Annotated in this window: 16 protein-coding genes; 9 read left to right on the forward strand and 7 right to left on the reverse strand. The window is 71.7% G+C overall.

The window, feature by feature from the left end:
* Nucleotides 1-277 precede the first annotated feature (277 nt).
* Nucleotides 278-658, forward strand: a complete 381-nt coding sequence (locus LQ51_RS00795; protein ID WP_231605118.1) for a hypothetical protein — start codon at nucleotides 278-280, stop codon at nucleotides 656-658.
* Nucleotides 659-1,234: 576 nt separating this feature from the next.
* Here the strand turns inward: LQ51_RS00795 and LQ51_RS00800 are convergent.
* From LQ51_RS00800 to LQ51_RS00825, 7 genes are all read right to left on the reverse strand, one after another.
* Nucleotides 1,235-1,855, reverse strand: coding sequence for a hypothetical protein (locus tag LQ51_RS00800; RefSeq protein WP_046562680.1), 621 nt, complete (start codon nucleotides 1,853-1,855; stop codon nucleotides 1,235-1,237).
* 275 nt (nucleotides 1,856-2,130) lie between these two features.
* The gene (locus tag LQ51_RS00805; RefSeq protein WP_046562655.1) at nucleotides 2,131-3,267 is read right to left on the reverse strand and encodes a tyrosine-type recombinase/integrase; all 1,137 of its coding nucleotides are present in this window, start codon (nucleotides 3,265-3,267) and stop codon (nucleotides 2,131-2,133) included.
* A 3-nt stretch (nucleotides 3,268-3,270) separates the two neighbouring features.
* Nucleotides 3,271-3,633 carry a helix-turn-helix domain-containing protein gene (locus tag LQ51_RS31600; RefSeq protein WP_082159208.1) on the reverse strand — a complete coding sequence of 121 codons (363 nt, stop codon included), beginning with the start codon at nucleotides 3,631-3,633 and terminating at the stop codon, nucleotides 3,271-3,273.
* A 102-nt stretch (nucleotides 3,634-3,735) separates the two neighbouring features.
* Complete coding sequence (locus LQ51_RS33615; protein ID WP_231605120.1) at nucleotides 3,736-4,137, reverse strand: hypothetical protein; 402 nt, start codon at nucleotides 4,135-4,137, stop codon at nucleotides 3,736-3,738.
* A gap of 241 nt (nucleotides 4,138-4,378) precedes the next feature.
* Nucleotides 4,379-4,918, reverse strand: a complete 540-nt coding sequence (locus tag LQ51_RS00815; protein ID WP_046562656.1) for a DNA cytosine methyltransferase — start codon at nucleotides 4,916-4,918, stop codon at nucleotides 4,379-4,381.
* Nucleotides 4,919-5,026: 108 nt separating this feature from the next.
* Nucleotides 5,027-5,941, reverse strand: a complete 915-nt coding sequence (locus LQ51_RS00820) for a TRM11 family SAM-dependent methyltransferase (protein ID WP_231605129.1) — start codon at nucleotides 5,939-5,941, stop codon at nucleotides 5,027-5,029.
* Between the two features lie 73 nt (nucleotides 5,942-6,014).
* Nucleotides 6,015-6,944, reverse strand: coding sequence for a hypothetical protein (locus LQ51_RS00825; RefSeq protein ID WP_046562657.1), 930 nt, complete (start codon nucleotides 6,942-6,944; stop codon nucleotides 6,015-6,017).
* 851 nt (nucleotides 6,945-7,795) lie between these two features.
* On the opposite strand from LQ51_RS00825, the gene LQ51_RS00830 reads away from it, so the two are divergent.
* From LQ51_RS00830 to LQ51_RS00865, 8 genes are all read left to right on the forward strand, one after another.
* Nucleotides 7,796-8,680 carry a hypothetical protein gene (locus tag LQ51_RS00830; RefSeq protein WP_046562658.1) on the forward strand — a complete coding sequence of 295 codons (885 nt, stop codon included), beginning with the start codon at nucleotides 7,796-7,798 and terminating at the stop codon, nucleotides 8,678-8,680.
* A 618-nt stretch (nucleotides 8,681-9,298) separates the two neighbouring features.
* Nucleotides 9,299-9,691: a pilin gene (locus LQ51_RS00835; protein ID WP_046562659.1), complete on the forward strand. Its 393-nt coding sequence runs from the start codon at nucleotides 9,299-9,301 to the stop codon at nucleotides 9,689-9,691.
* Nucleotides 9,692-9,693: 2 nt separating this feature from the next.
* Nucleotides 9,694-10,608 carry a conjugal transfer protein TrbL family protein gene (locus tag LQ51_RS00840; RefSeq protein WP_046562660.1) on the forward strand — a complete coding sequence of 305 codons (915 nt, stop codon included), beginning with the start codon at nucleotides 9,694-9,696 and terminating at the stop codon, nucleotides 10,606-10,608.
* A complete protein-coding gene (locus tag LQ51_RS00845; RefSeq protein WP_046562661.1) occupies nucleotides 10,605-11,570 on the forward strand; it encodes a PrgI family protein in 966 nt (321 codons plus the stop codon). The genes LQ51_RS00840 and LQ51_RS00845 overlap by 4 nt, the downstream gene beginning before the upstream one ends.
* The gene (locus LQ51_RS00850) at nucleotides 11,567-13,411 is read left to right on the forward strand and encodes a VirB4 family type IV secretion system protein (protein ID WP_082159209.1); all 1,845 of its coding nucleotides are present in this window, start codon (nucleotides 11,567-11,569) and stop codon (nucleotides 13,409-13,411) included. The genes LQ51_RS00845 and LQ51_RS00850 overlap by 4 nt, the downstream gene beginning before the upstream one ends.
* Nucleotides 13,408-15,915 (forward strand): helicase HerA domain-containing protein, encoded by a 2,508-nt coding sequence (locus LQ51_RS00855; protein ID WP_046562662.1) that lies wholly within the window; start codon nucleotides 13,408-13,410, stop codon nucleotides 15,913-15,915. The genes LQ51_RS00850 and LQ51_RS00855 overlap by 4 nt, the downstream gene beginning before the upstream one ends.
* A gap of 363 nt (nucleotides 15,916-16,278) precedes the next feature.
* The gene (locus tag LQ51_RS00860; protein ID WP_231605123.1) at nucleotides 16,279-17,118 is read left to right on the forward strand and encodes a replication-relaxation family protein; all 840 of its coding nucleotides are present in this window, start codon (nucleotides 16,279-16,281) and stop codon (nucleotides 17,116-17,118) included.
* Between the two features lie 480 nt (nucleotides 17,119-17,598).
* Nucleotides 17,599-18,411: a hypothetical protein gene (locus LQ51_RS00865; protein WP_197087487.1), complete on the forward strand. Its 813-nt coding sequence runs from the start codon at nucleotides 17,599-17,601 to the stop codon at nucleotides 18,409-18,411.
* Nucleotides 18,412-18,759: the final 348 nt, after the last annotated feature.

An 18,759-nucleotide genomic window follows, 5' to 3' on the forward strand; every position in this document is an offset into this window, starting at 1 on the left:
CACGCCTAACTGAACGACGTTGCGTCTAGTGCTCCCAACCGCTCCCAACGTGCTCCCCAGACCCGCTCCGACGAGGGCCGCGCTTACGAGCAGGATCGGGAGCCACAGTGAACAGCCGAGCGTCCCAGGGGCGGCGCACGCGGACAGGGAGTAGCCGATGAGCGGGAACCCCGATTAGCATGCACACATGGTCGAGTCTCGGGACCTCTCGAGTCCGGCTTCTCGTCGGGAAGCGCTCCGGATGGTTGACGTAGCTGATCCTGGCCCTTACCACGCGATGCTCCGAGAGATCTTCGACCTCGAAAGGGCGTGGCGCGAAGGCCCGGACGTGGGCGAGAGCGACGAGTACGAGCAGGTCTACCTGACGGCCTTTCTGCTGTTCCTTATCGGCGATCCCGCGGACTCGCCCCGCCTGTATGGGGCGAAGTTCCGCACGGGCGACATGGACCTAGGCATCGGCTTCGACGCCCAGGCCATCTTCGGAGCGGGCCGGGCCGACACGCTTCAGTGGCTCCTGGAGAACGGATACACCGACGAGCACGCGCGTCTGTCTGAGTGGTTGTCGCAGTCGGAAGACCCCAAGATCGAAGACTGGGCTCGGCACGTGCGCGGTTACTTCTACTCACCGGACGGCGTGCTGCTCCTGGACCCGCTCTAGACACGCCCTGCCAGCAGGATCCGTCCGCTCTTGCCGCGATCCGCGCGGTTGCAGCTAACCAATTGGAGCCGGGCTGAGCCGTTTTCGGGAGCCCGCCCGTCATGTGCGGGCTCCCCGGAGCCTGGCCCGACTCAAACGGAGCTGCCACCCCTAGGTTCAGTGACGCGCGGTACCGGCGCCGCACGTTGGGCAGGCCGGCCTCCAAGCGTAGTGCGTCCGAGCCCAGGGCGTGCGGCAGACTCCTACCGAAGCCGATATCGACCGTTCGGGAGTCGTTCCAGGTCGTCGTAGGTACGAGCGTGATGGTCCGGCGCGTTGGCGCACATCCGGCTGACGATGTGGGTCCGTATTGTCGATTCCGTGTAAGGGCATCCGCGGCGGCGAAGCTCGTCGACCACGTCTTTGGGTAGGAACGTACCGTCCGGGCTTCGTGCGACGATGTCTGAAAGCGCAGCAAGGATCTCGTCTCTCGCCGTCACCACTCTATTGTGCAGCATGGGGCGTTCGATGGAGATCCGTCGATCGTCTTCCTCCAGCCGCTGATCGCTTGGGTCGCGCTGCTGTCGGCTGACTTCATCAGCGGCAGTACTCGGCGTGTAGTTCCGCGTAGGGATAGCGCAGGTCGGGGTGGTAGCGGCTTCTGCCCATGTTGATCTCTGCGCAGCAGTGCGTGTCTGGCGTCTGCGCCTGATGCGCCGGGCATTCCTCGGCCAGCGCGCGGACCTGGTCGGCCTGCAGCTCGAACGCTTCCTGGCTACCGGTGAGCACCAGTGTGTCGGCGGCGACCTTCCACTGGATGAAGTCGCGGAACTCTCGGTGCCAGGACCGACGGTGATCCGCGACTGGCCGCTTCGGCCAGGCGCCGGCGGGCAACGTGACGGTGTGCGGCGCACCGGGGCCCAGCCGGGCGCGGACCGGCTTCCATCTTGAGGCTGGGAACGCGAGTCGGTGGTGCAGCAACACCAGATCCAGTGGGCGTCCCCACGCGCACTCGTCCGGCCGGGTCGCGGCGCGCAGCGGCAGGAAGACGATGGTATGCGGTGATCGGGCGGCCAGGCCCCATGCCATGGCGAACATCGCCGCTGTCTTCTTGTCCAGGCAGAGCTGTGCTCCCAGGCGCCCCTCGTAGAGACCTGCGAAACCGGGTGCTCGAGCGGGACGGACAACGCGGTACTCGCGGCTCTGGTACCGGACCATGCTGATCCGTACCGGCCACCTGTGCTCAGCCAGGCCGAGAACCACTTCAGCACCGCCCTTCGATCATTGGCCGCAGTACCTTTCCCGCTCGAGATCATCACCGCTTCCACAATCCGCGGCAACCATGTTCACCGCTGGCAAGGGCGCGGGGTGGGCCGTGGCGGACTTGGGTACGGGGGCGGGCATCTGCGAGGCGGGTGGGCATCGTCGCTGGCGTGGTTGGTCGGTGCTGGCGACTACGCCGACGAGGAGGTCCTGCAGACGTTGGGGGCGCGTCAGGCGACTCGGCGCAGCCGGCGGACGGTCGTGTCGGGGCCTTTGGGTTGGGTGGTTTCCCAGCGGCGCTGTAGCGCGTCGACCAGGCTGGTGATCATGGGTTCGGTGACGTGGCTGTAGATGCCTCTTACGCCGGGGAGGCGGTGTCCGAGGCGGCGGGCTTGGGCGATTTCGGGGATGCCGTCTTCGATGAGCCAGGTTTTGTGGGTGTGGCGTAGGTCGTGGAAGTGCATTCCGGGCAGTATCGGCGGGATGCCTTTCTTGGGATCGCCGGCGACGGTTGGGGTCCAGGCGCGGCGGTTGAAGTTGGAGCGTCGCTGGTGGTAGCCGCGGGCGCCGGGGAAGACGGTGTGGTGGGGGTGTTGGGCGAGGTGGGTGGCGAGGAGGTTGGTGAGGAAGCGGGGTAGGCGGATGTGGCGGACGGAGTCGTTGGTTTTGGGTGGGCCGAGGTAGAGCTTGCCTTCGACTTCGTGAAGGGCGCCGACGTCGGGGTGGACGTAGATGCTGCCGAGGGTGAGGTCGAGGTTGTCGCGGTGCAGGCCGGCGATTTCGCCCCAGCGCATACCGGTGTAGGCGGCGGTGAGGATCATCAGCCCGTCGGTAGGGCGGGCTTGGCGCGTGACGATGGTGGCGACCTGGTCGGCGGTGGCGTGGGGTCGTTCGGCCCGGATGCCTTTGGGGATGCGGATCCCACGGCAGGGGTTGAAGGGGATCCGGCGGTCTTCGACCGCCTCTTGCAGGATCATCGACAGGACCATGATCACGTCGGCGACGGATCGGGGTGCCAGGCGTTTGCCGAGGGCGACGGCGAGAGTCTTGACGTGTTGGCGTCGGATGTCGACCAGGGGCAGCGGGCCGAGGGTGGGCAGGATGTGCAATCGGAGGTGGCTGCGGTAGGCGGCCCAGGTGGCGGGCGATGCCTGGTGGGTTTGCTCCCAGATCGGTACCCAGTCGGTGAGGGGGATGCGTCCGCCGCGGGGGTCGATGAAGGTGTCGCGAGCGACTTCGACGTCGATTTCCTTGGCGCGGACGACGGCGTCGGCGCGCAGGTCGTGGGTGGAGTCGGTGGTGACGGTGCCGTCGGGCATGCGGAGGCGGACGCGGAACGTGGTGCCGCGTTTTTCCACCCAGGCCATGGGTTACTCCGTTCGGTGTGGCTGCGGTGCGTCGGTGATCGACGCGTGACTTTCGGCGTGGGTCAAGTCGGTGCTGGTGGGTGGCCGCCGGCGGCGGGTGGGGTGGCCTCGAGTGGCGGGTTCGGCGGCGGCGGTGATGAGGGCAGCGAGGTCGGCGGCGGAGAAGCGCAGGTGTTTGCCGAGGAAGGTGCAGGGAATTTGGCGGCGGCCGGCGCGGCGGCGCAGCCACGATTCCGGGACCCGCAGCAGCGCGGCGGCCTCGGCCGGCGTGTAGAGGCGTGGCTCCTGCTCGTCCAGGTGACCTGCTGGCTGGGCGGGCGGGGGTGGCGGTGGTCGCCTTCGCGGGCGGGGCGGCTTGGCGTGCATCGTCAGCTCCTCGATCGGAGTGGTTGAAGAAGGTCGACGCGGGGCTGTTCCCGGGTGGCCGTCTGGGCGCCCGGGAACAGCCACGCGGCGTCGGGCGGTCGGTTAGTGGTGGGGGCATATCAGGAGGCGAAGGGCGGCCGCGGCTTGGGCGGGGACGACGCCGTTGCCGAGGACGCGCAGCGCGCCGGTGCGGGGTAGGTCGAGTCGGGGGTCGGTGACCCACTGGTCGGGTAGGCCCATGAGCCATTCCACGAACGGTGGCGCGAGGACGGGTTTGCCGTGCTGGCCGGGTTGGGTGGGTGCGGGGACGGGGCGGCCGGTCAGGAGTTCCCAGCGGGCGATGGCCGGGGTGTAGATGCCCCAGGTGGCTTCGTCGGGTGTGCCGAGGTTGTTGGTGGTGAGGTGGGCGACGGTGGTGCGTAGGTCGGGTCCGCCGTTGCCGTGGGGGCCGGGGCCCCGTGCGTCGGAGGCTCGGGGGGTGGGCAGGTGTGGTGGGATGCGCACGGCTGCCGACGGCAGGGTGAGGTCGCCGTGGGAGCCGCGTTGTCCGGGGCAGCCTTTCTGTCCGTCGGTGGCTCGGGGTGTTGGTAGGAGCACCTGGGACAGGGGTGGGCGGAATCCGGGGCCGGCGCGGCGGCCGGGGGTGCCGGTGTCGCTGGCGCGTGGGGTGGGCAGCAGGTCGTGGCGGGTGCCGTGCGGTTCGATCAGGTCGGGTAGGCCGTGCTGGTGGCCTGGGCCTTTGCCGTCACGGGCACACGGCGTGGGCAGCGTGGGCAGTCTCTCCCCCGCTGGTGGCGAGCAGGAACAGTCGGTCGCGTCGGTGGGGTGCGCCGATGTCGGATGCGCGTAGGCATAGCCAGCTCGTGTCGTACCCGAGCGTGGCCAGGTCGGCGTGGACGACGTCGAGTCCGCGCCGGCGGAGGGCGGCCACGTTCTCCACGAACACGAGCGGTGGTCGAAGGATGCGAAGGGCTCGGGTGATGTGGTGCCAGAGGCTGGAGTGGGCTCCGGTGATGCCGGCGCGTTTGCCGGCGTTGGAGATGTCCTGGCAGGGGAAGCCTGCGGTGAGGACGTCGACCGGCGGGACGTGGGTCCAGTTGATGGTGCGGATGTCGCCGAGGTTGGGCACGTGCGGCCAGTGGTGGGCGCAGACGGTGCGGGCGTGTCGGTCGGTTTCGGCGTACCAGGTGAGGCGGCCGCCGAGCACCAGTTCGACGGCCAGGTCGAGGCCGCCGTAGCCGGTGCACAGCGATCCGATGCGCGGTGCGGGTCGGTGGTCAATCACGCACCTCCGCCGCGTCGAGCGTCGGAATCTCACCCTTTTCGGCGACCCGCCGAAGGCCGGAGATCTGCACTCCAACCCCGAGACGCCGGCAGCGGTGGGCAGGCGCACTCACGCGACCACCCCTGCCCTGAGGGTGTCCTCCACGCTTCCTGCACCCAGGTCGGTCTGGCTCTTGATGAACACGAGGACGTCCTCGTGTGCGATCAGGTGCATGGGGGTGCCGGCGGCCCGGGCCTTGCGGACGGCCTGGAGTTGGAAGAACGACGGCCGGGCGACGAGCCCGCCGTCGCGGACGGCGGCGAGCAGCGCCACGCACCGGTCGACGGGGGTGAGGCCAGCCCGGATGCCGGCGCCGATGACGGCCGACGGGAGGTCGACCAGTTCGCCGTGCTTGCGCCACGGTCGGGCGGTCACGACGACGACGCCACCGGGGCGCAGGAGGGTGTGGCAGCCGGCGAGGATCTGGGTGAACCCGTCGGCGAGTCCGGTGAGGTCGCGGTAGGCGAGGTTCCCGCGGTCGGTGCCGTCGTTGTAGGCGTTGTCGAACTTCGCCACCCCGTCGGCGCCCGGCCGGACCAGGCCGTGCACGGTCGGCCCGTACGGCGGGGAGGTCACCACGAGGGCGACCTGCCCGGCCAGAGCCCCGGGTACGAGCGACAGGATGCCGGTGGCGTCGCCGCGGATGACGCCGGCCCGGCCGGTCGCGCCCTGGGCGTGGGCGTGCTTGATGTTGGCGTCGGCGATGTCGGACCAGCGGGACTCGTACTCCACCCCGATCGCGTCCCGGCCAGCGTGGATTGCCTCGACCAGGGTGGTGCCGATCCCGCACATCGGGTCGAGCACCAAGTCCCCCGGTTGGGTGTAGGCGTTGACGGCGTGCGCGGCGATCGCCGGGAGCATCCGCGCCGGGTGCTGCACGGACTCGCGGACGTACCGGCCTCGGCGCTGGACCGGTCCGGTGGCCTGCGCTGTCGCCCACACCGACAGGCCCTCCGGGCCGGGAGCAGCCCGATGGCCTCCGATCGGGTCGGTGGTCGTGGCGGCGGTCGCTGTGCTCTGCTCGTCGGGCTCGGCGGTTGCGGCGGCTGCGCGGTGCTTAGCCACGGCGACCACCGCCCTCACGCCCACCCCGTCGACGCGAGGCGTGGCCCTGGCCCTGGGCCTGACTGAAGACCATCAGGTCCGCGTGGACTCGCAGGTGCGCCACCTGCCACCCCTGGTCGACGGCGGTGGTGAGGGTGAGCAGTTCCTCGTCGGTGACGTGGTAGACGAACGCGTCCCCGTCGGTGTCGGCGGTGACGGCGACAAGGTGCTGCAGATAGCCCAGCCCGACACCGGCGGCGGCCTGGACCACGCCGGAGAAGTCTTCCGGGCCGGCGGTGGCGCCGGCCGCGACGGTGACGACGAGGATCAGGCAGCCGCCCGGTTGCAGCAGCGCGGCGCAGGCGGTCAGCAGCCACGCCAGCCGGACCCGGTTGGCGGCGACGCTTTCGTGCAGGGGCCAGCAGGCGACCACCAGACTGGTCGCTGCTTGTAGGGAGCCGCCGGGTGGCAGGTCGGCCGCCGTGTCGGCCGGTGGGTGCAGTTCGGGGTCGGTGAGATCGTCACCGAACCAGCCGCCCATCTCAGGCAGGTCGTCCTCCTCCCCCGGTTCCGCGCCGGCGGTGGTGCCGGCCGGCGGGGCCGCAGTGGCCGCGCCGATGAACAGGCTGGACGCGTCGGTGAACCACGCCGGGTGGTGCCGGCGCGCCCCGGCCACGCAGGCCTGGATGAGGGCGTGGTCGCCGGTGAGGTCGACGACCGCCTCGCCGGGGCGGCTGTAGGCGGCGATGAGGCGACCGGCCAGTCGGGCACCGATGCTGCGTCCGGCGTCGCCCGAAGTGCGAGCGGTGCGCCAGACGGTGAGCGGTACCGGCGGGTCACCGGCGACCAGGTCGGCCGGTGTCGGGTCGACCCCGGCCAGTGGGCCGGTGTCAACGGTGGGATCGGGATGCGGGTCATGGTGCTGCGGCGTGTGCTCACTCATGTGGTGTCGGCTCCGCGCCGCGCCGTGGTGCGCTGACACCCTCAAACCGGTGATTGTGAGCTGTGGCGAACACCTGCCCGTCTCACGGTGATCTCACGGATGTCTGACAGCGGCTTCCCGTCCCCTTGGCTGTCCTGGCAACCCGGGACGCCCTCGCGCGCCGGCTCCACCGGGGCCGGATCAGCGCCAGGACTCTGTGGTCAGAGCCCACGGTCAACCCAGCCTTGTCAGACACCCAGCGCCACGACCACCTCGACCATGACAGCGACATACGCCGATGACACGGGTGTGCTGGCCGGCATTGTCAGACCGCTGTCCGGCTCCCCTCGGCCGGCAGCGGTGTCATCGAGGACACGGCTGCGGGTGTGTCATTTGGACAGCGGCTTATCAGCCTGTCTCGGCCCGCCGGACGAGGGCTGTCAGCCGGAACGCCGACGCGGCGGTGCCTGGCGGACGCTGACAGTCGGCGAGGGCGTCTCGCCGGTCGCGGTCTGCCACCGTGACACCGTGAGCCGCCGTCAGCGCTGTGAGACCGGCCGGGACGCGTCGTCGGGCCCGCTCGGCGGTGCCGCGTCCTCACCGGCCGGTCGCCGCCGACCGTGTCCGCCGTCTCCGATGGTGTCAGCGCGCAGGTCAGCTTGGCTTTGTCAGAACGATGACGCACGTCGACGTCGATCGTCAGTGAGCGGTGGCCCGGGGGGGCGACTGACGGCGCCGGCCCGGTGTTCATGCGTGCCAGCATGCGCTGTCAGGGGTCCGTGAGACCGAGGTGGCGCAATGGCGGTCAGGCGCGCCGGACCTGCAGCTCCGGCTCGTCATCGACATTCGTCTCTGACATGGGAGCTCGTGACATGACCGCCTCCGCCACCGACTGGCCCGACTCACCTCTGGACGCCGTGGACACCGCGTTCGCCGACCTGACATGCGACCCCGACCCGTTGTCACTGGACCTCGATCCGCTGGCCGGTCAGCTCGGCGATGACAGCGATCTGCCCGGCGGTGTCATCGCGCTGCCGGCGTTGCGGCAGTGGCTGCTGGACCATCCCCGCGCCTACACGGTGCGGGACGTGGTGTGGCGGGAGCTGATTCGCCGCGCCCGCCTCGACGGGCCCGCCTGGGTCATCGCCGCCGTCGCCCTGGCGATGCCCGCCCTGCGCCGCTACGCCGGCCGGCTGCACACCGGCTGGGCCGGCGACGCCCACGACCTGGACGCCGAGATCCTCACCGGCTTCCTGACCGCCCTGCGCGACCGGGTCGACCTGGCCAAACCGGCACCGTACGCGGCGCTGTGCATGGCGGCATGGCGGGCCGGCCACGAACTGCGGCAGCGTGACGGCGCCGAGGCGGTGCCGGTGGACGACCTCGAACACGTCACCGGCCCCCGCACCCCGAAGCGGCCCTACGGGCATCCGGACCTCCTCGTTCGCCGGGCGGTCGAGCTGGGCATCGTCGACGAGTGCGATGAGCAGCCCTACATCGACCTGCGGCTGGGCAATCGGGCCATCGAACCCATCGCCGCCCGCCTCGGCATGGAGGTCGACACGCTGCGGCGACGTGTCGAGCGCATCGACGTCCGCATCGCCGAGGCGCTCGCCGCCGGGTTCCTCACCGAGGTGACCTCACCGCGGGTGAGGGAAGATCTCGCCGCGGCGGCCGAGCGACGCCAGCGCATCCGGGCCGCCCGCAGCCGCACGGCACGACCAGCCGCGGCGCGGGTGAGGCTGGCAGCCGCCTGACCGCCGACCATCCCAGTCGCGGGCCCGACCATCTGGTCGGGCCCGCGACCGCGTGCGCCGGACGCCACCTCTCACCGCTGCGACCGGCTCCCACCCTCGGGCGGGATGGGCCGTCGTGCTCACTGTCGGGTGGCCCGTCGGAGCCTCACGGACCTGACACCGAAGTTCGCGGGGCGACGTTCGGCGGCTGTGAGGCTCCGCGCCGACGCCCACAGCGGGTCCGCCCCGGAGCGGCATGAGCGTCAGGTCGGGCCGCTCAGCAGGGCAGTCAGGCGCCGGTGAGGTTGTGTCGGAACGCTGTGGGACCGGCAGGTGTTCGCCACAGCTCACAAACGCCGGTTTGAGGGTGCGGAACTCCCCCGGCGCCTTGCCGGGTCTGGTTCCGCCCGCCGCCGGGCCGGGACACATGGCCGACACGGGACCGGGCGCCTCGGGTGCCGCGCCACGTTGATGCGCTGACACCTCATCGATCACCGCCAACCCGAACGGGAGGACGAGCTCCTCCCGAGGTTCACCGCGGTCCCCTGTCCGTCATGTGTCTCCCGAGCCCGGCGGCGGCTCCCTGACCACCGTTTCGACTAGCTCCGGCGAAAGCCGGGGCGGGAGGTGCAGTCACCCATGTCCCCCACACTGTGGGCACGTTTCCGCGCCCTGACCACCACGCTGTCCACGCTTCGACGCGTCGCTCGGGTCGCCGCGCCCGCCGCTGTTGCCCTCGGGATGCTGGCCGTGCCCGCCGCCGCCTACGGCGACACCGGCGAGCCGGTCATCCTGGCCGTCAACGACCTGCCCACCGTCATCGCCAACCTGCAGGCCTGGGTGATGGGCTTCCTGACCGCCGTCGCCACCCTGTTCCTGGTCCTGGCCGGGGTGTACTGGGCCACCGCCGGCGGCGACCCGGCCCAGGTCGACAAGGCCAAGGGAGCGTTGATGAACGCCCTGGTCGGCTATGGCCTGGCCGTGCTCGCGCCTGTCCTGCTGAAGGTCGTCCAGGGAATCGTCGGAGGCTGACGATGGCCTGGGCGCTCAACCAGATCCTCGACTGGTTCGCCGGCCTGCTGCTGGACTGCCTGAACGGGCTCATCACCGCGATCACCCACGCGCTGCTGATCACCCCGGACGTCACCAGCCTGCCGCAGGTGCAGGCCCTCACCGGACGGTCGATCTGGGTCGTCGACACCGTCTTCGTCCTGGTGTTCGTTGCCGCTGGCGTCCTGACCATGGTCGCCGGCGGCGACGAACGCGCCCGCTACACCGCCAAGGATCTCCTGCCGCGGTGCGTCGTCGGATTCGTCACCGCCCACTTCTCGCAGCTGATCGCCGGCACGCTCATCGAGTTCGCCAACGCGTTCACCACCGCTGTGACCGCGCAGGACTTCAACGGCGACGGGGCCCTCGACGCCGTCAAGACCCACCTGATGGCCGCGCGTGACCAGAGCGCCGGGCTGCTGTTCGTCGTCTGCCTGGCGATCATCGTGTTCCTGCTCGCCGCCACGGCCTGCAGTGTGATCGTCCGCTTCGCGGTCGCGCTGGTGCTCACCGCGCTCGCGCCGATCGCGCTGGCCTGCCACGCCCTGCCGCAGACCGACGGCGTGGCCCGACTGTGGTGGCGGTCGTACGTCGCCATGCTGGCGATCCCGGTGGTGCAGGCGTTCGTGCTGTTCGCCGGCCAGTGGATGCTGCTGGACACCGGCACCATGCTGCCGCTGCTGGGCCTGCCGGTCGAACCGGGTGGGGTGCTCAACCTGTTCGTCGTGATGGTCCTGCTGTGGACCACGGTCAAGGTTCCGGGGTTGATGCGCCGCTACGCCACCAACGGCGCAGGCGGGCGTGGCGGCAATCCGCTCGGCGCGGTCGTGCGGGTCGTCGTGGTGCAGCAACTCACCCGCGGGCTGCGCATCCCCGGCCTTGGGGCGGTGCGACGATGAGCCGCGTCGGCCGCGATGATCAGGCCGTCACCGCCCGCATGCCCGCCGACGTGGACGCGCCGGACAAGGTGCTCTACGGGCTGACGTTCCGGCAACTCGCGATCTTGGCGGTGGCCGCCGTCGTCTTCTACGGCGTCTGGAAGGCCCTGCACACTGTCGTGCCCGCACCGGTGCTGCTCGGCGCGGCCGTCGTGCTCGGCGGCCTGGTGTTCGGCCTCGCGGTCGGCCGCCGCGACGGACTGCCCATGGACGTGTGGCTGGCCTGCGCGGTGCGCCATTGGAGGGCGCCACGCGCGTTGTCCACCACCGACACCACCGCCCGCACACCCGACTGGGTGCAGGCCCCGGCGTCGAAGGTGATGCTGCCGGCACCGCTGAAACTGCCCGCCGACGCCATCGACGACCACGGCGAGATCAGCCTCGGAGCGGTGAGGGCGGCGATGGTCGCGGCGACCAGCGTCAACCTCGCTTTGCGCACTGCCGACGAGCAGGCCGCCCTGGTCGACACCTTCGGCCGCTGGCTCAACAGCCTGTCCACGCCGACGCAGATCGTGGTGTCGGCGCAGCCGGTCGACCTGCACTCCGCCGCCCGCGCTCTCGCCCGGGCGGCGGACGCCATGCCGCACCCGGCTCTCGCGGACGCGGCGGCCGACCACGCCCGTTTCCTCGACGACCTCGCGCAGCGGCGGGATCCGCTGCGCCGGCAGGTCCTCATCGTCACCCGCACGACCAGCGGTGAGCGTGGCGAGCACGCCGCCCGGCGCCGCGCCGACCAGACGGTCCGGTCGCTGTCCGGGCTGGGCGTCACGACCCGCGCCTTGGACGGCCACGCCGCGACCGCGGCCCTGGCCGCCGCCGCCGACCCCTACCGGCCGCCCCGCCCCGGTGGACTGGCCGCCCCCCACACCACCATCACCGGACCTCCGGTCAGGGGGCCGATACTCCGAAGGACATCGTCATGACGATCCGCTTGCGTCGCCCGACGGCCCTCACCCGCCCGGACACCGCGGCGCTGCCCCCCGCCGCAGGCGTGGCGGCGGCGGTGGCGCCGGCCTCGGTGGAGGTGACGCCCCGGTTCCTGCGGGTCGGGGACGGTTACGCCGCCACCCTGGTGGTGACCGGCTACCCCGCCGAGGTCGGGCCGGCGTGGCTGGAGCCGCTGCTGTCCTGGCCGGGCCGCCTCGACCTCGCGTTGCACATCGACCCGCTCCCCGCGCCGGTGGCCGCGGCCCGGTTGCGTAACCAGCGGGCCCGGTTCGAGTCGTCCCGGCGGGCGGACGAGCAGAAGGGCAAGCTGGCCGACCCGTACGTGCAGGCCGCCGCCGACGACGCCGCCGACCTCGCCGAACGCCTGGCGCGGGGCGCGGCGAAGCTGTTCCGCGTCGGCCTGTACCTGACCGTGCACGCCCGCACCGAGGCCGAACTCCTCGACGCGTGTGCGCAGGTGAAGGCCGCCGCCGCGTCCACCCTGATCGAGGTGCAGCCCGCGACGTGGCGGCATCTGTCCGGCTGGACCACGACCCTGCCCTTGGCCACGGACAGCCTGCAGATGCGCCGCACCATGGACACCCAGGCCCTCGCCGCCGCGTTCCCTCTCGCCAGCGCGGATCTGCCCGCGCCGCTGCCCGGCGATCCGGCCACCACCGGCGGGGTGCTGTATGGGGTCAACCCGGACTCCCAGGGCATCGTCTGGTGGGACCGGTGGGCGCAGGAGAACCACAACAGCGTGATCCTGGCCCGCTCCGGCGCCGGCAAGTCCTACTTCGTCAAACTCGACGTGCTCCGCAACCTGTACCAGGGCGTCCAGGTCGCCGTCGTCGACCCGGAGGACGAATACCTCCGCCTCGCGGACGCGGTCGGCGGCACCGTCGTGCGGCTCGGCGCGCCCGGCGTGAAGATCAACCCTCTGGATCTGCCGGCCGGGGACACCCGCCCGGACGTGCTCACCCGCCGAGGCCTGTTCCTCCACACGTTGATCAGCGTGTTGTTGGGGCAGGTGCCGCCGCCGGCAGAGCGCGCCGCCCTGGACCGGGCGATCCTGCAGGTGTACCGGCAGGCGGGCATCACCGCGGACCCGGCCACCCACCACCGGCCCGCGCCGCTACTGAAGGATCTCGCCGCGACACTGCGGGCCGACGACAACCCGGCCGCCCACGAACTCGCCGCCCGACTCGCCCCGTGGGTGGCCGGCTCGTTCTCCAACCTGTTCGACTCACCCACCACCACCCGCCCACACGGGCACCTCGTGGTCTGGAGCCTACGGCACCTACCCGACGAACTGCGCACCGTCGGCACCCTCCTCGCCCTGGACGAGATATGGCGGCAGGTCGACCTCCCACCCCACTATCGGCGGCGGTCCCGCGAAGGATCCCGCCCGCAGGGCCGGCGGCTTGTGGTGGTGGATGAGGCGTGGCTGCTGATGCGCGACGGTGAAGGCGCCCGGTTCCTGTTCAAGATGTCCAAGGCCGGCCGCAAGCGCAACGCCGGCCTGTCGGTCATCACCCAGGACGTCGCCGACGTGCTCGGCACCGACCTCGGCCAGGCCGTCGTGGCGAATGCGGCCACGCAGGTGCTGCTCAAGCAGGCCCCGCAGGCCATCGACCAGGTCGCCGACGCGTTCGGCCTTACCGCAGGAGAGCGGCGGTTGCTGCTGTCCGCCCGGGTCGGGCACGGCCTGCTGATCTCCGGCACCAACCGGACCGCGTTCGAGTCGATCTCCTCGCAGGCCGAACACCTCCTCGCGACCACGAAGCCGTCCGACCTCGCCGACCTCGACCCCGACGACGCAGAGGAGGAGCCGTGACACCACCGCTTGTCGCGTCGCCGGCGCCCAGTCCTTCCGGGCCGGGCACCGGCGTCATTGCCCCGCCCAACGCGCCTACCCGCTGGGTACTGGACATCGCGCAGTGGGCGGTGGACCGGCCCTGGCTGCTCGGCGTCGCCGCCGCCCTGCTCGTCGTCTCCGTCGCCGGGCGCAACCTGCTCGACGGGTGGCGGCACCGCCGCCACGCCGACGGTGCCCGTCTCGTCACGGTCGCCCCGCCGCCGGAGGTCGACCCGCACAGCGCTACCGCGCTGTGGGCCAACCTGCACGGCACGCTCACCCCGTCGCGCCGACGCCGGCTGCTGTACGGCAGTCCGCACGTGGTGTGGCAGTACACCTGGACCGGCCGGCAGCTCCTGATCTCGATCTGGGTTCCCGGCACGGTGCCGGCCGGGGCGGTCGAGGCCGCCGTGCGGGCCGCCTGGCCCGGCACCGCCTGCACCACCAACCCGGCGGCGCCGCCGGTCCCGCTCGACGTGCCGGCCGCCGTCGGCGGGCACCTGCTGCCGACCGCCGCCGAGTGGCTGCCGATCAACACCGACCACGACAACGACCCGCTGCGGGCGCTGATGTCCGCCGGGTCGCAGCTCAAGCCGGACGAATACGCCTGCGTGCAGGTCCTCGCCCGCCCCGCTGCCCGCCGCCGGGCCGCACGAGCCCGCCGCGCGGCGGGCAGGCTGCGCGACGGCAAGACCGCCGTACCGGCCATCAATCCCGCCGCGCCGCTGCTGTGGCTCATCGAGGTCTTCCAGACGGGATCCTCCGCGCGGAGCCGGGCCGGGTCGGCTGGTTCGGCACCCCGGAGGGACCCCAGGGTGGAGCGGGACGTGCGGGCGATCCTCGACAAGACCGCCCACCCGCTGTGGACCATCGGCATCCGCTACGCCATCGCCAAGAACAACCACCGCGGCGGCTCCCGGCCGCAGGCCAGGCTGCGGGGCATCGCGGACGCGGTCGCCTCGTCGTTCGCCGTATACGCCGGCCGCAACCGCCTCGCGCACCGGGCGCGGATGGCGCAGCCGGTGGCCGTGCTGGCCGCACGACGGCTCGGAGCGGGGTTCCTGGCCTCCACCCCCGAGCTGGCCGTCCTCGCGGCCCTGCCGCGGGACCTGGCCGTTCCCGGGCTGGACCGGGCGCGGGCGAAATCCATGCCCGCCCCGGTGGCGGTGCCGGCCGGCGGCCGCGGGACGAAGGTCCTCGGCGACGCCGAGGTCGGTGGCCACGCGGTGGCCCTGCCCGTCGCCGACGCGAGGTATCACATGCATGTGGTCGGATCGACGGGCTCCGGGAAGACGACCCTGCTGGTGAACATGGCCGTCGAGGACATCACCGCCGGCCGGGGCACCGTGGTCATCGACCCGCACGGCGACATGGTCCTGGACATCCTCGACCGGCTGCCCGCCAGCGTCTCCGGGCGGGTGGTGCTGTTCGACCCCGACCAGCCCAACCCGCCCACCCTCAACCCGCTGTCCGGCGACGATCCGGACCTGGTCGTCGACAACCTCGTGTCGATCTTCGGGAACATCTTCGCCAAGGCGTGGGGGCCGCGGATGGACGACGTCATGCGGGTGGCCTGTCTGACTCTGCTGCGGCACGCCAACGTCACCCTCCAGCACATCCCGCCCCTGCTGAACTCCGCGCAGTTCAGAAGCGCGATGACCGTCGGCCTGGACGACCCGGCCGGCCTGTCCGGGTTCTGGCAGTGGTACGACCAGCTCAACCCGGCCCTGCGCTCCCAGGTCATCGGCCCCGTCCTCGCGAGGCTGCGGGCGTTCCTGCTGCGGGACTTCGTCAAGCGCACCATGCGCTACCCCCGCTCCAGCTTCGACATGGGCACAGTTCTCGACGGTGGGGCGCTGCTGGTGCGTATCCCGAAGGGCCAGTTGGGCGAGGACACCAGCAAGCTGCTCGGCTCCCTTGTGCTGGCGCAGGTGTGGCAGGCCGCGACCGCCCGCGCCGCCGTGCCGGCGGACAAGCGCCGCGACGCCACGCTGATCATCGACGAGTGTCAGAACTTCCTGACCCTCGCCAACAGCCTCGACTCGATGTTGGCGGAGGCGCGGAAGTACCGGCTGTCGATGGTCCTCGCGCACCAGGACCTGGCCCAGTTCCCGAAGGACCTCCTGGCAGCCGCTTCGGCGAACGCCCGCAACAAGCTGTACTTCTCCGTCGCCCCGGAGGACGCCCGCGTCCTCGCCCGCCACACCCTGCCCGAGCTCGACGAGCACGACCTGACCCACCTCGACGCCTACACCGCCGTCGGCCGGCTCGTCGTCGGCGGGCGGCAGACACCGGCGTTCACCCTCAAGACCCGGCCACCGAAACCGGTCGTGGGCGAGGCGACGGTGATCCGGCAGGCCGCGGCGCAGGCGGTGCCGGCGCAGGACGCCAGCGCGATCGACGACCTCGTCGACCGGTTCTCGGCCCGACCTGACGACAAACGGCGTCCCCGGGGCAAGAGCGGTCCGAAGGCGAACGCCTGACTGCCGCAGGGCGGTTGAAGCGAGATCGACAGGCCGTCGACCGCCGGTCGAGCGCGTCCCGGTCGCCCCTTCCGTGAGGGCTTCACCAGGCCTTCACCACTGATCACCATCCGGCACTGACAGATCCGGCCGTACGGGTCTGTCAAGGCCGCTCACCGGCAGTCACCGGCCTCCGCTGCCACCTCACCGAACTCAGACACCCTCCCCTCGGAGGGAACTCCTCTTCCGCTTGGAGCATCCATCGTGCCCACCAACAACTCCGCTTCCCGCTCGTCGTCCGTCTCCTCCTCCGGTTCCCGTTCGTCCTCGCGTCTTGCTCGTCTTGACCGGCTTCGTCGGTTGACCGCCCGTGATCATCAGCTGATGCGGTGGCTCGCCGAGCACTACGTGCTGTCCACCGACCAGGTCACGGCGGCGCTGTTCCCGTCGCGTCGCTCGGCCCGGCTCCGACTCGCCCAGTTGCACCAGATGGAGGCGGTCAGCCGGTTCGTCGACGTCACCACCGGCAGCGGCCAGTACCTCTACACCCTCGGACCGCTCGGCACCGTGGTCCACCCCACCCAGTTCAACGACCCGAACCACGCCGGCGCCCGCGCCCCCCGGACCAGCATCGACCGCACCGAACGCATCATCGGCAGCCGCCGCCTGCCCCACCTGCTCGGCACCAACCAGCTGTTCATCGACCTGCTCGGCTACGCCCGCACCGACGAAAACGCCCGGCTGGCGCGGTGGTGGTCCGAACAGCACACCACCGCCGCCTTCGCCGCCGCCTCCTACGCCGCCGGCAGCGGCACCGGTGTCCAGCCCGACGGGCACGGCATCTGGCACGCCGGAGGGCGCACCGTCGGGTTCTTCCTCGAACACGACAATGGCACCGAACCCCTCGGTACCGTGCTGCGGAAGCTGCGCGCCTACGAGCAGCTCGCCCGCTACGGGCCCCGCTACCCGGTGCTGCTGCGCGTCCCCGGCCGCCGCCGCGAACAACACCTCCTCGACGCCCTCGCTGGTGTGCCCACCGCCATGCCGGTCGCCACCGGCATCCACGGCGAGCACCCCGCCGGGCCTGCCTGGACGCTGACTACCGACCCCGGGCCGCGCCGCTGGCTGCACGAGCTGCCCTCCGACCACGGCCCGGACAACCCGTCCACCAACCCGCACCGCTTCCCCGACACCGACCCCAGCAGCCCCGACCCGGAGCCCTGACATTCACCTTCACCGCACGCGGAAGGGAGCCGTCCACCGTCGTGGGCGGCTGTGAGACCGACCGGATCTCACAGTCCCGCCGTCCCTCGCCCCCGGAATCGAGCGGTCGTCTGACAGTGCAGGTCACCGGCACTACTGACGATCATGACGGCGGCCGGCACTGACAGATCCGGCCGCTACCTTCATCGGCACCACCTTCACCCATATATCGCTCCACCCGGTCCGGTCCCACCTCGGGAACCACCGCCGCACCTCACGGTGCGCTCCGCCCACCCGCCTCTTCGGCCGGTCGGCGCCCGCGCCGCGCGGCGACCCCCAGGTCGCACCGCACCACCCGCACCACCCCGCACCATCCCGCTCCACCAGCAGCACGCCGCTGCACCCATCCCCTGTTCGTCCCGTGAGCCGACCCATGTACCCGGTGGGCCGGCCGCTTCCGCGCGCCCAACACCGCGCCCCAAACCGGAGGAGGAACCCCAGATGACCGCAACCAACGGTGCCGCGACTCCGCTGAGCCGCTACGGCACCCGCGTGCCGACGGTGACGCCTCGCCCGGGCCGCAAGCCGGCCCCCGCGGCCACCACCGCCAGCACCACGGCGCCCACCAGCCCGGTGGTCGCGCCGACCGCGACGGTCAACACCATGATCGTCTGCCTGCCCGAGGGACTGCCGTCGCAGGCCCTGACCGCCACCCAGCTCGACCGGCACTTCGGCGTGTCCGGCACCCTGCAGCCCCGTTTCTGGGCCATCCCGAACATGTGGCTGTGGCAGCGGCATGACTTGGTCGCGCCTCGCAAGGGACGTCCGGTGTACTGCGCCGGTGGACCGGTCAAGCTGCTCGACCTGGCCGCCATGCGTCACGCCGCCGGCGTCGGCGCCGGCATTCGCCACGAAGTGTGGCAGCGGGTCGTGCACGGCACCCGGCCGGCCACCCCGTGGCCGACCCTGCTGGCCCGCCACCTGGCGAACCCCGCCAAGTACCCGCGCGAGCGGGCGGAGGCGGACTTCCACCAGCAGGCCCGCGTCAACGCGATGCGGATGCACAACGCGGCCAGCTACGGCGCCGCTCACCTCGCCGTGGGGGAGCTGGAGATGTTCCAGGCAGGCCCGATGGCCTACCAGCACTACAGCGCCACCACCGCCGTGTGCGGCGACGCCCTGCTCACGCCGGACGGGCACAAGCTCGCACCCGCGAGCGACGCCCTCACCCACCGGGTGACCTACCTCGAGCAGGCGATGCGGTACCTCGACACCGTCGAGACCGACCAGCGGCTGCTCGCCGTCGCCCTGTAACACCACCGGAACCGGTCGGGCACCGCCACCCACTCCCTCTTCCCTGGGGATCGGCGGCGGCCCGACCGGCTCCACCCCACTCCCACCCTCGCCGCGCCGGCCCTGGCAGCAGACGCGAGCTCTACCAGCCGGCCCTTGGGCCCCGCCGGCTCGCGACGCACACCCCCTGCCTCGACCAGCGCGGCGAGACCGCCATGGCAGGTCACCGCCACCCGAACCCCAGCTCCACCTGGGCCTCGCACTCGATCCGGCTCTCCGGGTCTGACGCCGTACGTCTGGTCGCCGTTGCGGGTGTGAGGACGCTGCCGCCCGCGCACGGCCCGGCGCCCCGGGCTGGGGCACCCCGCA

Origin of the sequence: Micromonospora sp. HK10 (assembly GCF_000982955.1) — a bacterium.
Lineage (GTDB): Bacteria > Actinomycetota > Actinomycetes > Mycobacteriales > Micromonosporaceae > Micromonospora.

Coding starts and splice junctions, on each gene's coding strand:
- LQ51_RS00795 (WP_231605118.1), top strand. CDS start 278: ATGCTCCGAGAGATCTTCGACCTCGAAAGGGCGTGGCGCGAAGGCCCG.
- LQ51_RS00800 (WP_046562680.1), bottom strand. CDS start 1,855: ATGGTCCGGTACCAGAGCCGCGAGTACCGCGTTGTCCGTCCCGCTCGA.
- LQ51_RS00805 (WP_046562655.1), bottom strand. CDS start 3,267: ATGGCCTGGGTGGAAAAACGCGGCACCACGTTCCGCGTCCGCCTCCGC.
- LQ51_RS31600 (WP_082159208.1), bottom strand. CDS start 3,633: ATGCACGCCAAGCCGCCCCGCCCGCGAAGGCGACCACCGCCACCCCCG.
- LQ51_RS00825 (WP_046562657.1), bottom strand. CDS start 6,944: ATGAGTGAGCACACGCCGCAGCACCATGACCCGCATCCCGATCCCACC.
- LQ51_RS00830 (WP_046562658.1), top strand. CDS start 7,796: ATGACCGCCTCCGCCACCGACTGGCCCGACTCACCTCTGGACGCCGTG.
- LQ51_RS00835 (WP_046562659.1), top strand. CDS start 9,299: ATGTCCCCCACACTGTGGGCACGTTTCCGCGCCCTGACCACCACGCTG.
- LQ51_RS00840 (WP_046562660.1), top strand. CDS start 9,694: ATGGCCTGGGCGCTCAACCAGATCCTCGACTGGTTCGCCGGCCTGCTG.
- LQ51_RS00845 (WP_046562661.1), top strand. CDS start 10,605: ATGAGCCGCGTCGGCCGCGATGATCAGGCCGTCACCGCCCGCATGCCC.
- LQ51_RS00850 (WP_082159209.1), top strand. CDS start 11,567: ATGACGATCCGCTTGCGTCGCCCGACGGCCCTCACCCGCCCGGACACC.
- LQ51_RS00860 (WP_231605123.1), top strand. CDS start 16,279: ATGCGGTGGCTCGCCGAGCACTACGTGCTGTCCACCGACCAGGTCACG.
- LQ51_RS00865 (WP_197087487.1), top strand. CDS start 17,599: ATGACCGCAACCAACGGTGCCGCGACTCCGCTGAGCCGCTACGGCACC.